General features: G+C 40.5%; 16 protein-coding genes. 3 read left to right on the top strand and 13 right to left on the bottom strand.

Annotation, left to right across the window (positions count from 1 at the left end):
- Positions 1 to 26: 26 nt before the first annotated feature.
- From lpoB to PSH48_RS08875, 3 genes are read right to left on the bottom strand one after another with little or no spacing between them, the layout of a single operon-like run.
- Positions 27 to 644, bottom strand: coding sequence for a penicillin-binding protein activator LpoB (gene lpoB, locus PSH48_RS08885; RefSeq protein ID WP_273611376.1), 618 nt, complete (start codon positions 642 to 644; stop codon positions 27 to 29).
- A gap of 11 nt (positions 645 to 655) precedes the next feature.
- Complete coding sequence (locus PSH48_RS08880) at positions 656 to 1,081, bottom strand: YcfL family protein (RefSeq protein WP_024032667.1); 426 nt, start codon at positions 1,079 to 1,081, stop codon at positions 656 to 658.
- An 8-nt stretch (positions 1,082 to 1,089) separates the two neighbouring features.
- Positions 1,090 to 2,454, bottom strand: coding sequence for a COG3014 family protein (locus PSH48_RS08875; protein ID WP_273611375.1), 1,365 nt, complete (start codon positions 2,452 to 2,454; stop codon positions 1,090 to 1,092).
- 383 nt (positions 2,455 to 2,837) lie between these two features.
- Between PSH48_RS08875 and PSH48_RS08870 the strand changes: the two genes are divergently transcribed.
- On the top strand, positions 2,838 to 3,710 hold the full coding sequence (locus tag PSH48_RS08870; RefSeq protein ID WP_273611374.1) for a DMT family transporter: 873 nt from the start codon (positions 2,838 to 2,840) through the stop codon (positions 3,708 to 3,710).
- Between the two features lie 19 nt (positions 3,711 to 3,729).
- On the opposite strand, the gene PSH48_RS08865 is transcribed toward PSH48_RS08870, so the two are convergent.
- The 7 genes from PSH48_RS08865 to PSH48_RS08835 all read right to left on the bottom strand — a co-directional run bounded on the left by PSH48_RS08865 (position 3,730) and on the right by PSH48_RS08835 (position 10,385).
- Positions 3,730 to 4,416 carry a M15 family metallopeptidase gene (locus PSH48_RS08865; protein WP_273611373.1) on the bottom strand — a complete coding sequence of 229 codons (687 nt, stop codon included), beginning with the start codon at positions 4,414 to 4,416 and terminating at the stop codon, positions 3,730 to 3,732.
- Positions 4,416 to 5,546, bottom strand: coding sequence for a succinyl-diaminopimelate desuccinylase (dapE, locus tag PSH48_RS08860; RefSeq protein WP_273611372.1), 1,131 nt, complete (start codon positions 5,544 to 5,546; stop codon positions 4,416 to 4,418). The genes PSH48_RS08865 and dapE overlap by 1 nt, the downstream gene beginning before the upstream one ends.
- Positions 5,546 to 5,890: an ArsC family reductase gene (locus tag PSH48_RS08855; RefSeq protein ID WP_096041847.1), complete on the bottom strand. Its 345-nt coding sequence runs from the start codon at positions 5,888 to 5,890 to the stop codon at positions 5,546 to 5,548. The genes dapE and PSH48_RS08855 overlap by 1 nt, the downstream gene beginning before the upstream one ends.
- Before the next feature lie 4 nt (positions 5,891 to 5,894).
- Positions 5,895 to 6,392, bottom strand: a complete 498-nt coding sequence (locus tag PSH48_RS08850) for a PTS glucose transporter subunit IIA (RefSeq protein ID WP_121637383.1) — start codon at positions 6,390 to 6,392, stop codon at positions 5,895 to 5,897.
- Complete coding sequence (locus tag PSH48_RS08845; RefSeq protein WP_004587776.1) at positions 6,393 to 6,782, bottom strand: ACT domain-containing protein; 390 nt, start codon at positions 6,780 to 6,782, stop codon at positions 6,393 to 6,395.
- A 226-nt stretch (positions 6,783 to 7,008) separates the two neighbouring features.
- Positions 7,009 to 9,168, bottom strand: coding sequence for a phosphate acetyltransferase (gene pta / locus PSH48_RS08840; protein WP_004587777.1), 2,160 nt, complete (start codon positions 9,166 to 9,168; stop codon positions 7,009 to 7,011).
- Positions 9,169 to 9,170: 2 nt separating this feature from the next.
- Positions 9,171 to 10,385, bottom strand: coding sequence for an acetate kinase (locus PSH48_RS08835; protein WP_273611371.1), 1,215 nt, complete (start codon positions 10,383 to 10,385; stop codon positions 9,171 to 9,173).
- A gap of 300 nt (positions 10,386 to 10,685) precedes the next feature.
- Here PSH48_RS08835 and yfbV point away from each other — a divergent pair, with 300 nt between their 5' ends.
- Positions 10,686 to 11,132 carry a terminus macrodomain insulation protein YfbV gene (gene yfbV, locus PSH48_RS08830; protein WP_024034026.1) on the top strand — a complete coding sequence of 149 codons (447 nt, stop codon included), beginning with the start codon at positions 10,686 to 10,688 and terminating at the stop codon, positions 11,130 to 11,132.
- A gap of 132 nt (positions 11,133 to 11,264) precedes the next feature.
- On the opposite strand, the gene PSH48_RS08825 is transcribed toward yfbV, so the two are convergent.
- From PSH48_RS08825 to xthA, 3 genes are read right to left on the bottom strand one after another with little or no spacing between them, the layout of a single operon-like run.
- The gene (locus PSH48_RS08825) at positions 11,265 to 12,065 is read right to left on the bottom strand and encodes a putative RNA methyltransferase (RefSeq protein WP_029772082.1); all 801 of its coding nucleotides are present in this window, start codon (positions 12,063 to 12,065) and stop codon (positions 11,265 to 11,267) included.
- A complete protein-coding gene (locus PSH48_RS08820; RefSeq protein WP_024034028.1) occupies positions 12,062 to 12,709 on the bottom strand; it encodes an energy-coupling factor ABC transporter permease in 648 nt (215 codons plus the stop codon). Before PSH48_RS08820 ends, PSH48_RS08825 begins: the two co-directional genes overlap by 4 nt.
- 5 nt (positions 12,710 to 12,714) lie before the next feature.
- A complete protein-coding gene (xthA, locus tag PSH48_RS08815) occupies positions 12,715 to 13,521 on the bottom strand; it encodes an exodeoxyribonuclease III (RefSeq protein ID WP_273611370.1) in 807 nt (268 codons plus the stop codon).
- A gap of 241 nt (positions 13,522 to 13,762) precedes the next feature.
- Between xthA and PSH48_RS08810 the strand changes: the two genes are divergently transcribed.
- Positions 13,763 to 14,194: an exonuclease III gene (locus tag PSH48_RS08810; RefSeq protein ID WP_273611369.1), complete on the top strand. Its 432-nt coding sequence runs from the start codon at positions 13,763 to 13,765 to the stop codon at positions 14,192 to 14,194.
- The last annotated feature ends 87 nt before the right edge of the window (positions 14,195 to 14,281 follow it).

The raw sequence follows: 14,281 nt of genomic DNA, 5'->3' as shown, positions 1-14,281 counted from the left end.
TCAGTGAATTAAGCTAATTGGTACTATTACCAACCAAATGTCGATTTTTCTTTCGTTTTACGAATTTCAGTTTCGTCTGCCCACTCTACTAGGCCGCTTTGCATATCCATTAAGCGCATTGTAAATTTGTAATACACATCTGATTTATCAGCATTTGATTTTACAATGCTCGATAAGTTGCCGTACAACATGTATTGCGCACCAATTTGTTTACCAAAGGCAACTGCGGTGGCAGGGTTTACAAGGGCATCTTCGTTTTGAAAGTTAAGCTGCTCACGTAATGATTCAACACGGGTCATGTCAACAAAACGAAACTTACCGCTGCGCAACAGTTGCGTAGAGATTGAGTCGGTAATAGATTCAGTGTCTATGTGTTCACTGGTTTTATTTTTAATGCGCTCAACAAATACCACAGGGCGTTTGTTTTGGGTCATTGTGCCAATAACCGGCGAGCTAAGTAGTGAGTCGGTCATTTGGCTGGCTACTTTTTGTAAATCGGTAGAGCCAAAGTTTATATCGGTGGTTTCTACTGCTTGCGCGTCGCCATAACTAACTACGGCTTTATTGGCACAACCGCTTAAAATGAGTGCGCTGAGGCCAATAACTGCATAACTCGATAACGTTTTAAATTGTGTAGTGATCATTTTTATAACCCTTATTCTTTAAATTCTTGTGCGTCGGTAGACACTTCTCTTACTGCGAGCGAAAATGTAACCGCATCCGGTGTTGGCGCTAAGCCGGGTAATTGTGTTTTAGAAAAACCAAACAGTGTTAAGGCTTGCCAAGGTGAGTGGTTTCCTTTAATTACAAACCCGTCTTTGTCGTACCAATTAAACTGATACTGTAAATATTGCGACTTTTTATATTGGCTGCTTAGTGTTACTACCACGTCGGTTAACTGGTTTGTTTGGCGTGTTTTAACATCGGTAATGGCAAGCTTTTCACCTAGAGCAGGATTATCAACATGTAACTGCTCGTTAAATGTATTTTTGCTTTGCTCAACCGAAATGCCTGATGTATCAGGTTGGCTTGCACATGCCCCAAGCATTAATGCAGCCACTAATGGCAAAGTATATTTCATGATGACTCCTAGAGTTGAACCACATGGTAGTTAAAATAGTTATTAATAGAGGTTAGGTAAATTAAGGTTAACCCTTGCTTACTAACGGTAAAATTAATAGGCGCATGGTTGCCTATTAAAAGTGTATGCGACCCTGCATTTAAACTGCTACGTGCCATGCTTATTTGATTAGGTAAAGTAAGCCAACTGCGTGTATCAGCCTGTTCAGACGCCAAATTATAAATATTAGCAATAATATTGCCTACATCGCCTGTGCTACGTGCAAGCTCTGCGCGCACTTTTTCTTTGGCTACCAAGCGTAATACTTGCCTAGATACGCGAGCCGGTATTTGTTGCTCTAATGTTTTAGCCGCTAATGCTTCTATATGCACTAACGGGTTGAGCTCTAAATTTTGCGAACCTATATTTACGCCATTAATATTAGCTATAAACGCATTATCTTTATAAACCGGCATTGCTAAACTGTAAAAACGCGCATCGCCACCGGAGGTATAAATAGGCAAGCGTAATTTAAATTCATCTTGTTTAGGCACTAAGCCTTGTTCAACCAATATAACCACTTCACCGTGATTAGCACGAAGGGGCTTTAATGGGCTAAAGCGGCGCTCAAACTCTTCTAAATCTTGGTTAAAACCTTGCTTTTTAGCTAATCGCATTACATCTTGCTGTAAGTAGTGATTGTCAGGTTGAATCTCTAATGCTTTTTTATAATCAATGTAGGCACCATCGTATTGTTTATCACTTTGGTACAACAGCGCAGATAAATAAAACGTAAAGGCATTTTGAAAACCATTTTTAATACCGCGTGTCACATTACTCATACTTGGGTAATGCTGTTGTGCTTGCTCTATTGTGTCGTTTATTTGTGTTTTATTATCTGCAAGTGCATCGACTTGTACTTTGTTAGCGCGACGTATTTCAACCAAGGCGCCTTCTAAATCACTGTTGTATACATAATTAAGTGCTTTGTAGCTATGTAGCATGCTCATTTCATATGCCGGTGGTACATAAGTAATGGCAGAGTCGTTAGTAAATAAGGCGTTACTTTGTTCAAGCCCTGCACTTAATTGAATTTTTGCTGCTTCTCGTTTTGTTTGTACCTGGGCGTATACGTTTTCAAATTGTTGTTGTGAAAGACTTTGCTCGTTAGCAAGGTCTTTTAAACGGGCTTGCTCTAATTGGTTAAGTAAATAGCTACTGTGTAACTTACTATTGTTGGCAATAAGTGATTGAGCCTGTTCAATATTGTTATTTTGAATTGCGTTTCTTACAGGCGTCATTTGGCTTGCATAGTCGTTAAATAAATCATTAAAGCCTATGGTGCTGCATCCACTTAATATAAAACAAACACTTAAAATTATACTTTGGCGCACTGAGCACTCCTATATAGTTAGGTTTTAAAGATTAACATACTCTGGTTTTGGATTTGTGTGAAATAGTGTAAAAAAGCGTAGCCTACTTTAGGGCATATAGACCTGTGAGGATTTAAAAACTATTCTCCCTAAGGTCAGCGCGAGTTAGTTAAATTACGTGTATTTAAGGTAGGCAAATCATCATGAATAGCTTGTGAATACCAGAGGGTAGACGCGTAATTACAGCAATTTAGCAGTATATAAAGTTATAATGCTGCGAATAAGATTAGAGTAATTACAACAATGCCGCTTTACAGCTAAATGGCTCAGCTGTTTAAATACAGCGCTGGCTGAGCAAGCCAATTTAAAGCATCTCATTATAAGGTTTTAGTTAAGGAGCGATTTTGAAAGCCACTTTATACACCCTCGTTGCATTAATAGCCTTTGCGGCAAATTCTTTACTTTGCCGCATGGCGTTAGCGCAAGGTTATATTGATGCGTGGAATTTTACAATTATCAGGCTCGTAAGTGGTGCCGTGTGTTTAGGCTTAATTATGGCTGTATATACGTATAACCTTAAGCGTAAGGGCGCGCTTAATAACGCTATTTTAAGTGATACCGGAAGTTGGCGAAGCAGTATTAGTTTATTGGTATATGCACTTTGTTTTTCTATTGCTTATATAGAGCTAGATACAGGCACCGGTGCGCTTATTTTATTTTCGGCGGTGCAACTTACCATGATTGGTTGGGGCATATATAAAAAAGAGCAGCTGAGTAAATTGCAGTGGGGGGCTTTTTTTGTCGCGTTAGCTGGGTTTGTGTATTTAATGTTGCCCTCTGCCGCTGTGCCTTCTTTGTTAGGGGCATCGCTTATGGCGTTAAGTGGCGTTGCATGGGGCGTTTACAGTATACGCGGTAAAGCGTGTGTATCGCCGCTGCGGACCACCGCCTTTAACTTTATTAGAAGCTTAGTGGCTATTCCTGTTTTATTACTTGCAGCAATAGGCTATTTAAAAACAGTAAGTATGCAAGGGGTGTTACTAGCGTGCGCCTCGGGCGCCATTGCATCAGGCATTGGTTACAGTATTTGGTATGTGGCCATGCCGCTACTAAAAAGCACGCAAGCGGCGGTCGTACAGTTATGTGTGCCTGTACTGGCTGCTATCGCTGGTATGTTGTTTTTATCTGAGCAGGTAACAGTGGAGTTTATTATTGCAAGCTCACTAATACTCGGCTCGGTATTGGTGTTTATATTAAATAAGCATACAGCGCGGTAATGCCAAGAAAAGCCCGCTATTAAGGCGGGCTTACATTTGTTATAAAACGTTTATATAGCGCGGGTAAATTATCTAAAATAGCTGACTTACCCTCTAAATCGCTGTTGCTTATACATTCGTAAAGCATCGCTTCGCTCAATGTGTTTACTAACCGCTGAGACTGCTTAATATGGCTAATATGCCAAAGTTCAGGTGCAACGCCGCCTAAATCCTGTTTGTAGGGGCGATAAAAACCATATTTAGCTAGATTTTTATCAAGCCACTGGCTGAGTGGCGCAAATGGCCCACCATGTTGGTATTCATCAGGGGTAAGTTGCAGCTTATAGTCATCGTTAATTGCAGCGGCATCATACACATCAAGGTCGGTACCTAAATGATGCCGACTAGCCCCTGGCAAGGCAGAGTAGAGCATAATAGCCGTGCATTTTTCCAGCTCATTTAGCTTGCTTAAATCCACTATCTGTTGCTGTTTATTAAAAACAGGGCGTATACCTAAAAACTTGTTATTCCAAATCATAGCTTGGCGATTAAAATCGCGAAAACTTGAGGCAATAGTCAACTCAAAACCAGCATTTTTAGCGCCATTTTGCAGGGCTATAAAGTCATCAATAATATCAGTATGTAACCGATGCGTTTGAATCTCAGTGAGGTGTGTATCACTTTGTCCAGTGATACACATTGCTAATGTATTGGTATCGAGTGCCATTAGGTTAACAATTGTTCTAAAATTTGCTCGTAAATATCAGCTAAAGCGATTAAATCATCGGTGCTTACACATTCATCTACTTTATGAATAGTGGCGTTGCGGGGGCCTAGTTCAATCACTTTTGCGCCTGTTTGCGCTATAAAGCGCCCATCTGACGTACCCCCGGTGGTTTCGAGGTTAGTGGTTAAGCCCGTGACGGATTTAATCGCATTTACGGTGGCATCAACTAACGGGCCATGCTCGGTTATAAACGGCAAGCCATTTACTATCCAGCTTAATTCGTAGTTTAAGTCATGCGTTTGTAAAATAGCATTAACCCGTTCTTGCAGTTGCTGATGAGTTACTTCGGTACTAAATCTAAAATTAAATTGCACCTCAAGCTCGCCCGGTATGACATTACCGGCTCCCGTGCCACCCTTTATATTTGATACCTGAAAGCTGGTTGCAGGGAAAAATTCATTTCCGTTGTCCCACACGGTTTGGCTAAGTTCAGTAATGGCCGGTGCAGCCAAATGAATTGGGTTTTGTGCTAAGTGGGGGTAGGCTACATGGCCTTGCACACCTTTTACTTTTAAAAAGCCAGTAAGGGAGCCACGACGGCCATTTTTTACTACATCACCGAGTACATCTCGCGATGAAGGCTCACCCACTAAGCACATATCAATTTTTTCACCACGTGCTTCAAGCGTGTCTATTACTTTGGTTGTGCCGTTGATAAAGGGGCCTTCTTCATCGGAGGTAATTAAAAATGAGATAGAGCCTTTATGATCAGGGTTTTTAGCCACAAAGCGCTCAGTAGCAACAAGCATTGCCGCCAGAGAACCCTTCATATCCGCTGCGCCTCGGCCATGCAGCAAACCATCTTCAATTAAGCCTGAAAATGGCGGGTGCTGCCAGTTTTGTGCAGGTCCTGTAGGGACTACATCAGTATGGCCTGCAAAACAAAAGTGTGGCGACTGGTTTCCTTTTCGGGCCCATGTATTGAGTGTATCGGTAAAAAATAATGACTCAATATTAAAGCCTAGGGCTTTTAAACGCTCGTTCATCATTGATTGGCAACCCGCATCTTCAGGGGTTACCGACTCGCGCTGAATAAGCGCTTGTGCAAGTGCAATTACTTCATGTGTCATTATTTAAATATCTCATCGTATTGCGCTGCTTTAAAGCCTAAGTGGTAGCTGTTGTTATTAACAAGTACTGGGCGCTTGATCATAGCTGGTTGCTCTACAAGTAATGTTATAGCCGTGTCTTTGCTTAGGTTTTGCTTTTGCTCATCAGCGAGTGCACGATAGGTTGTGCCACGCTTATTAACTAATTGCTCCCAGTCAATATGCTCAGCAAATTCGCTTACAAGCTGCTCGTTTACACCGTCTTTTCGGTAATCGTGAAAGGTAAAATCTATGTTGTTGTCGGCGAGGTATTTTTTGGCTTTTTTAATGGTATCGCAATTACTAATGCCGTAAAGAGTGATCATAGGTTTAGTTCTTCTTAATAATAGTTAAAAGGGGGTCTACACCCGCATTTACGTGCGTGTGTGAATAATGAAAAGTGCCTAAGTTATGGCCATTTAATAGCACCAAGCTGGCTAGTAAGGGCGATTTAAGTTCGCGTAAATCAAAGTAAGCTAAGCGCTGCCCTTTACTTATTTTGCTGCCATTTAGCTGTGCAATATGTGTGTGTGTAATAGGCTGCTGCGCCGGTAGTGACAAGTTAATGAGAACCTTTAAACCGTTATTTGCTTGGAGAATAAATTCACATCCTGCATTTTTAACCTGCACTAAAGTGCCATCAAAGGGCGCTAAAATTTTATGATTACTTAGTGCAACCAACATAGTTGGCCCAAGGGTAGAAAATTTAAAAAAGGGCTCAGGGTGCAGGTTCAAATCAATGACTTTGCCGCTAAAGGGGCTGGTAATTTTTAATGCGCTGGCGGGGAGCTTATTTTGCGCTAAAAATTCGATAGAGGCTGCTCTCATTTATTGATCTACTACTAAATTGTAGCCATCGTTTTTAAGTGCAGTGATGGCTTGCTGCGCAGTGTGTTTTTTTACCAAAATATAATCTGTGTCGTAGGTTGAGATAGAAAAAATAGAAATATTAGCCTTTGCAAGCACGCCAGATATATTGGCCATAATCCCCGTTAAAGAAAACCCCAACGGGCCAACCACTTCAAGTGCTTGCCAATCAGGCTCTGTATCTAAACACTCAATAGCAAAATGACTAGGGCAAACAATAGAAAGCTCATCGTGAGTTTTAGAAATAAAAAATAGGGGTAATTTTAATAGCGCTACAGGAATGTCTGCATCCACTTCTAAACTATGAATTGACAACAGCGTGCTGTGTAATTGTAATGTTTGTTTTGACATTAATAACCTGCAAACAGCGTATAGAGTCAGTTAATAGTATAGATTATTGGCTTTAAATTAAAGGTGTAACAGCCACTAAAATAAAGGCTGTGTGACTGTGGGTAATAAGGATTTAAAACTTACCCACAATTTCTGTGGATAAGTATGGGAATTGGTAGGTATAAATAGCCTAACTAACTAATTAATAAGTAAATATTAGCTAGGCTATAAAAAGCACTAGTTTGATTTAGGCGTTTTCGAGCGCTTCAACTTGAGCTGCTTGAATAGCCGTAAGTGCAATGGTGTACACTATGTCATCGACTAATGCGCCACGGCTTAAATCGTTAACGGGCTTTCGCATACCTTGTAGCATAGGCCCTATGCTGATTAGATCGGCACTACGTTGTACGGCTTTGTAGGTTGTGTTACCGGTATTAAGGTCTGGGAAAATAAATACCGTAGCTTTACCGGCTACTGGGCTATTTGGTGCTTTTTTAAGAGCAACATTTTCCATAATCGCAGCGTCGTATTGCAATGGCCCATCAATAATTAAATCAGGACGTTTTTGTTGAGCAATTTGCGTGGCTTCACGCACTTTTTCAACATCGGCGCCAGAGCCAGAAGTACCTGTGCTGTAGCTTATCATGGCAACACGTGGCTCTATGCCAAACGCGGCTGCAGAGTCGGCTGACTGAATAGCGATATCTGCTAATTGTTCTGCATTAGGGTCGGGGTTAATTGCACAGTCGCCATATACCAGTACTTGGTCAGGCAGCAGCATAAAAAACACAGACGATACAAGTGATGACCCTGGAGCGGTTTTAATTAGCTGTAGCGGTGGGCGAATTGTATTAGCTGTTGTGTTAACAGCGCCAGATACTAAGCCATCGACTTTACCTTGCTCAAGCATCATAGTGCCCAGTACAACATTATCTTGTAATTGCTCTTGTGCTACGACTTCTGTTAAGCCTTTGCTTTTACGAATTTCGACCATAGGTGCAACATAGTCGTTAATCACCGATTTTGGCTCAACAATACTTACATGTTCGTTAAGCTCAATACCTTGTTGCTCGGCAATACGCATTATTTCATCGCGATCGCCAAGTAATACTGTTTTTGCAATTCCACGTTGTCCACAAATAGCCGCGGCTTTAATAGTACGCGGCTCATTTCCTTCAGGAAGTACCACTGTTTTAGCTGCTTTACGGGCTTTATCTGTAAGTAAATAACGAAACGCAGGAGGAGAGAGCTTACGTGTTTTGCCAACATTTTTTGCAAGCGTATCGAGCCAATCAGAATCGATATATTCTGCGTTGTGATCTTTTACTTTTTCAATACGTTGGTCATCATCGCTTGGTACTTCCATATTAAAATTATGCAGTAGTAATGATGTACGCCAAGTATCGGCCTCTGTGGCTAAAATAGGCAAGCCTGTTTGCATTGCTTGTTCACACAGCGCCATTATACGCGGCTCTGGTTCAAAACCACCGGTAAGTAAAATAGCACCAATTTTAGTGCCGTTCATGGCCGACAAACACGCAGCGACTAAAATATCTGAACGATCGCCCGGGGTGACTAATAATGCGCCCGGTGTAAAGTGGTTCAAAATGTTTGATACGGTACGCGCACAAAACGTAATACGGCGTAAGCGACGGTGTAGCATGTCGCCTTCGTTAATTATGGTGGCTTTTAAATACGCGCTTAAATCTTTAACGCGCGGCGCAACTAAATCAAAGTCCCACGGGATGGCGCCTAACAGCATAAATGGGTTTTTTCTAAAAATAGGTAAAGAAGCTAAACGGTTTAATTCGTTATCGAGCTCTTCTGCTTTGTATGAATCGACCAAATCAGCGCGGGCGCGGCCTTCTTCATCAAGCGGGGCATTCACTTTGTTAAAAATACAGCCTAAAACACGCGGGTGATCAATGCCACCATAATACCCAGCAGCAATTTCTAAACGGTCTTCAATTTGCGTAATGGTGTAATTACCAGGGGTTAATACAAATACAATATCGGCACCCAGAGTTTGGGCTATTTCGCGGTTTACACGCCCAGCATAAGGTTGGCGGCGAGTAGGCACCATACCTTCAATAATAGCTACCTCGTCATCGTTAATTTTACTTTCAAAGCGCTCTACTATTTCTTCTAGTAAATCATCGCCTTTACCATCGCCAATCATTTGCTCTGCATAGCTTAATGCAAAGGGAGTTGGTGGGGTAATTGATGAGCCTTGCATAATAATTTGAGTCGACTTTTCAGGGCCTGTTTCACCCGTACGTGGTTGGGCAATTGGCTTGAAAAAGTTAACTTTCACGGTTTTTTGCTCAAGCGCACGCACTAACCCGACAGAAACAGATGTTAAACCAACACCCGTAGAAACCGGAATTAACATAATACGACGTGCCATAATTAAAGCTCCTTCACAATGTTAGCGGCATCAAGGGCAATTACCCATTCTTCATTAGTTGGCATTACAACCGCTTTAGTGATCGCGTTGTCAGAGCTAATAATGCCTTCATTACCAAATCGCGCATCTAAGTTGGCTTGTTTATCGCAATCTAGGCCTAAAAACGTTAGTTGTGTGATTACTTTTTCGCGGATAATATCTGAGTTTTCGCCTATACCACCGGTAAAAATAAGCGCATCTAACTGCTGTAATGGCACCATGTAGGCGGCAATTTGTTTAGCAAGGCGGTAGCAAAAAATGTCAAGTGCAAGGGCGGCTTTTTCATGGCCAGCTACAGCGGCTTCTTCTATGGTTCTGCAGTCGTTAGACAGTTCACTAATACCTAACAAACCACTTTCTTTATTAAGTAAGTTGTCGATTTGTTTTGCATCGTAATTAAGTTGTGTTGTTAAAAAGTTAAATAAACCAGGGTCGATATCACCACTGCGGGTGCCCATTACTAACCCAGCAAGCGGGGTTAAGCCCATGCTAGTATCTACACTTTTACCGCCTTTAATTGCACACACAGAACAACCATTACCTAAATGCGCACTAATAAAATTGCTTTGCTCAACAGGCTTATTAATTAATTTAGCGGTTTGGCCTGCTACATAATAGTGGCTTGTGCCGTGCATACCGTAACGGCGAACACCGTGCTCTGTGTATAGCTTGTAAGGGAGTGCATATAAGTAGGCTACTTTATCCATGGTTTGATGAAATGCAGTGTCAAAAACAGCAACCTGTGGCAAACCAGCAAACGAAGCCTGCGCTGATGAAATACCCAGTAAGTTTGCATGGCCATGTAAAGGGGCAAGGCTTGAAGCATCTGAAATACCCGCAATGACTTTTTCATCCACTAATGCAGATTGAGTAAAGTGCTCACCACCGTGTACAACACGATGGCCTACGGCAATTAAATGCTCATCTAAGTGGTGATCTTTAATTAGGCTTACAAGCGTATTAATGGCTTCACCATGCGCTTGATTAGCAGCTAAGGTGATAACGGTTTTATCACCTTGGTATTTATATTTAATAGATGGATTTTCTGAACCTAGGCGTTCAGCTAAGCCCGAAATAATTTCATGCCCGTTATCAGCATCAATAATGGCAAATTTTAAACTCGAACTACCACAGTTTAATACTAAAACGTGTTGTGATTTAGAGGGCGTAGTTGGCATAGATACAGTTTCCATAAACAATAAATTTAGTAAGTGTACGTTAAGATATGAACAATACACTTATGGTGCAAATTAAAGGTAAACTTAGCCACCATATAGGTGATAAAAAAGCGACTAAAGTCTAATTTATAAGATGAGTATTTTAACCCAGTTAATAAATTTAGTTTAGTGTTTAGTTGCTTATATATACAAAAACAATAACTTTTACTGCTAAAGTGTGAAGCTATTTATTTGTGTTACACTTACAGGCAGTGGCAAGCAGGCGCTACGGGTTTAAAAGTTTAGATGTGAGGAGTCATGATGCAAAAAAGTGTGATGTCACAATTACAAACGGGTAGGGCATATGCAAAAAAATGGCCTATGCGTAAAGAGTTAGCACCGTTGTTTAACGAATTTAAAGTAATTAAGGCAACCGAGCTGGCAATTACTGTAATGCCAATATTAGCCATGCTTACGTTATTTTTTCAGCTTAACTATTTAGGCCCCGATTTTTTACCGCAAGCGATTGCCAGTGCATTGTTTTTTTTATCGTTGCCGTTGCAAGGCTTGTTTTGGTTAGGTAAGCGAGCCGAAACACCATTAGAACCGAGCATGCAAAAATGGTACAACGAGTTATATACCAAAATGGTGGCAAATGGCTATCAAGCCCAAATAAGCGAAAACAAGCCCCGTTATATGGAACTTGCACACTTATTAAAAGACATGTTTGATAAAATGGATAAAGCGTTTACTAAAGAGCAATTTTAGAGCGCATTTATCTATAAGTGTATGAGCAGAGCGCACGCTTTGCTCTATTTATTTATAACACTCCCTCTGGCATATGAGCTGACTCAATATAGCCTGTTAGTAATTTCCTCACAAACACTCGTTATTAAAACATCAATCGGCTTTACTAAACTCGGTAATGTAAAACGATAGGGTGACGCTTTGGGCGCCTTTTTCTTCAAGAGTTTGCCAATGTTCAGGTCTAAATTTCCACGCAAATGGTGTCATCATTATTAAATTTTTAATATCTGAAAAATTAAGCGTAACCTGCTCTGTAATGAGCTTTTGATCTGCTTTTATAAAGCCGCTTGGCGTGTCAATTTCAGTGTGTTTTGCTACATCTGCATAAATATATTCTTTAAGCTCTTTTAAATGCCACGGCCCTGGGCTTGCAACTACTAATGTGGCATTTGGCGCTGCTAAACGCGCCAGCTCTTGCTCAAACAGAGGCGCAAAAACACTCAGTAATACGTCAGCAGTGCCTGACTTAAAAGGCGCCTGGCTAATTGATGCAACGCTAAAATGACATTGTGGGTATCGCTTTGCTGCATATTTTACGGCTGATTTAGAAATATCGACGCCGTATACCTGCGCCTCTATTTTATCGGCAATGGCATGAGTATAAAATCCTTCGCCGCAGCCTAAATCTATTAGCACGTTTGGTTTGCGCTCACTAATTATATTACTTAGTGCGCGCTGTAAAAATGCGTAAAAGCCTTGCTCTAAAAAAGCACGTCTTGCTTGTACCATTTCAAGCGAATCACCCGGTTGCTTTGAGTTTTTGTGTTGCACCGGTAATAAATTTACATAGCCTTCTTTGGCAAAGTCGAAGGTGTGATTATTGTCACATCTAAGTGATGAATTATGTTTTAAAAGTGCGTGGTTACATAAAGGGCATTGGTATTGCAGACTCATGAGTCTAGGTAGTCCTTATCATAAAAAGTTTTGACCCAGTGTGGCCGATAAGTGATCAAAAGCGTAATGGCCATACCGTTAAGCATTGCCTCAGGAAACCAAATGATAGCACTTAAGTATACGTAATTATCTGCCAATTCTTGCCAATTATATTGCCCTATAAGCAAATAAAACAAAGCCCCTAAGCTTATTTTTAGACATGCAATAAAGCCTGCCAATATAAAAGAGCATACAAAAATATAAACAAAAAAGTGACGCGGTAAATACTGATAACTCATTATAAAGCCAAGGTAGCTTAATAATGTAGGAATAAATGCACCAAACAGTATTTGCATGGGCAAAAGGTTAAGATCAATGTTTGCAAAAGCCGCCAATAGGGCACTGGCCAGCAGGCTACTTAAAATAGCAAGGCGCCACCCTAAAATTAGCGTTGCGGCAGTTACACCTAAAATGTGTAAATCAAGACCGCTTAAAATACCCGCTTTAATTTGCCATAACATGGCAAACACTAACGCACACGCAAGTACCCCTATTTGCCGTGCAGGCGTTTTATAAAGTGCTTTATAGGTATTTTTTTCTACGCTTATAAAGGTAATAATTAAAACAAGGGCCCAAAGTAGCCCTTGCATTTTAAGCGTTAACATAGCAATTATTTAAAAGTTGACCAAATAGGGGCATGGTCAGAGGGCTTTTCTATGCCGCGTAATTCGTAATCTATGCCGGTATCAATACAGCGCTCGGCAAGGGCATGGGTAGCAAGTACAACATCAATACGTAGGCCACGATTATCCACAAACCCTTTAGAGCGATAATCAAACCACGAGTATTTGTCGCTTGTATCAGGGTTTTGCTCTCTGAAGGTATCTTTAAAGCCCCAATTTAATAATTTAGCAAGCCATTCGCGCTCCTCTGGTTGAAACGAGCACTTACCTGTTTTAAGCCAGCGTTTAGCGTTTACTTCACCAATACCAATATCTAAATCGGTAGGCGAAATATTGATATCGCCCATAACGATAACGTCTTCATCGGGCGTGTGGTTTGTTTCTAAATGGGACATTAAATCTTTGTAAAACTGGCGCTTATAAGGGAATTTTGTTTCGTGATTTATATTATCGCCTTGTGGGAAATAACCATTCATTACTGTTAGGTCGCGGCCATTTTCTTGCTCAACTGTCACACTTATCATGCGTTTTTGTGCTTCTTCAGTGTCGCTGGCAAAACCTTTTAAGACCGATTTAGGCTCATTTTTGCATAACATTGCCACACCGTAGTGCGCTTTTTGACCATGAAAATAAACGTGGTAACCCATTTTTTGTACGTCCTCGAGAGGGAACGCCTCATCATGAACTTTAATTTCTTGCAAACCAATAATGTCTGGCTGGTGTTTATCTATAATTGCTTGTAACTGGTGTAAGCGAGCTCGCAGACCATTGATATTGAAAGAAATAACCTTCATAAAATTTACCTTTAATTAGACTCTGTTTTTATAACTAAATTGTATCAGCAAATAAGCCTACATAACATGATCGAAATGAGAAAATAGCTGCGTAAATGTTGATCAATTGGTGCGTAAAGTTTAAACATTGTAAATGCTTTATTAATTATTTAAATAAATAAAAAATTCAATTGATCTCGTAATTATTGAATATATAATGCGCAAAAATTACTTGTTTAGCCGTTCAAATAGGATCTCTCTCATGAAAACACAATTACTTTTAGCTACTGCTTTATTAGCCTCTGCGTCTGTATCAGCAAAAAGCAACACTTACTTTAGCCAAGATAATAAACTTGAATCTAAATTATGTGTATTAAGTGCAAATGAAGGCTTTAGCGTAGCGCGTAAAGAAGCAGCACAACACGGTGTATACTTATCGCGTTTTTCTAAAAGTGTTTTATGTAATGGTCAAGATATTCGCGACATTGCTAAAAAAGTAACGTCTAACCAAGCTGCTGAATCAAAAGTTGAAGTGTTTGCAAAAGATACACACCAAGAAACACAGTTATGTATCACAGCGTTAAAGCAAGGCCTTGCGCCTGTTCGCCAAAAAATTGGTAACTTAAACTCGTTAAAGTGTAACGGACAAAACGTAACTGAATTTGTAAAGCGTTACCAAAACGCAGCAATCTAATTGCGCGGTAACTTGTAGATTAAAATAATGCCCAGTTTGTACTGGGTATTTTTTTGCAAAAATTACAAGGTATGCAGCAATCATTGC

The organism is Pseudoalteromonas sp. Angola-4, assembly GCF_028599265.1.
Classification (GTDB): domain Bacteria; phylum Pseudomonadota; class Gammaproteobacteria; order Enterobacterales; family Alteromonadaceae; genus Pseudoalteromonas; species Pseudoalteromonas atlantica.
Note: the sequence above shows the minus strand (reverse complement) of the source record. Positions and strands in the feature narration are given on the sequence as shown.

Coding starts and splice junctions, on each gene's coding strand:
- lpoB (WP_273611376.1), bottom strand. CDS start 644: ATGATCACTACACAATTTAAAACGTTATCGAGTTATGCAGTTATTGGC.
- PSH48_RS08820 (WP_024034028.1), bottom strand. CDS start 12,709: ATGTTAACGCTTAAAATGCAAGGGCTACTTTGGGCCCTTGTTTTAATT.
- PSH48_RS08845 (WP_004587776.1), bottom strand. CDS start 6,782: ATGTCAAAACAAACATTACAATTACACAGCACGCTGTTGTCAATTCAT.
- pta (WP_004587777.1), bottom strand. CDS start 9,168: ATGGCACGTCGTATTATGTTAATTCCGGTTTCTACGGGTGTTGGTTTA.
- PSH48_RS08835 (WP_273611371.1), bottom strand. CDS start 10,385: ATGCCAACTACGCCCTCTAAATCACAACACGTTTTAGTATTAAACTGT.
- PSH48_RS08880 (WP_024032667.1), bottom strand. CDS start 1,081: ATGAAATATACTTTGCCATTAGTGGCTGCATTAATGCTTGGGGCATGT.
- PSH48_RS08850 (WP_121637383.1), bottom strand. CDS start 6,392: ATGAGAGCAGCCTCTATCGAATTTTTAGCGCAAAATAAGCTCCCCGCC.
- yfbV (WP_024034026.1), top strand. CDS start 10,686: ATGCAAAAAAGTGTGATGTCACAATTACAAACGGGTAGGGCATATGCA.
- xthA (WP_273611370.1), bottom strand. CDS start 13,521: ATGAAGGTTATTTCTTTCAATATCAATGGTCTGCGAGCTCGCTTACAC.
- PSH48_RS08865 (WP_273611373.1), bottom strand. CDS start 4,416: ATGGCACTCGATACCAATACATTAGCAATGTGTATCACTGGACAAAGT.
- PSH48_RS08855 (WP_096041847.1), bottom strand. CDS start 5,890: ATGATCACTCTTTACGGCATTAGTAATTGCGATACCATTAAAAAAGCC.
- PSH48_RS08810 (WP_273611369.1), top strand. CDS start 13,763: ATGAAAACACAATTACTTTTAGCTACTGCTTTATTAGCCTCTGCGTCT.
- PSH48_RS08825 (WP_029772082.1), bottom strand. CDS start 12,065: ATGAGTCTGCAATACCAATGCCCTTTATGTAACCACGCACTTTTAAAA.
- dapE (WP_273611372.1), bottom strand. CDS start 5,546: ATGACACATGAAGTAATTGCACTTGCACAAGCGCTTATTCAGCGCGAG.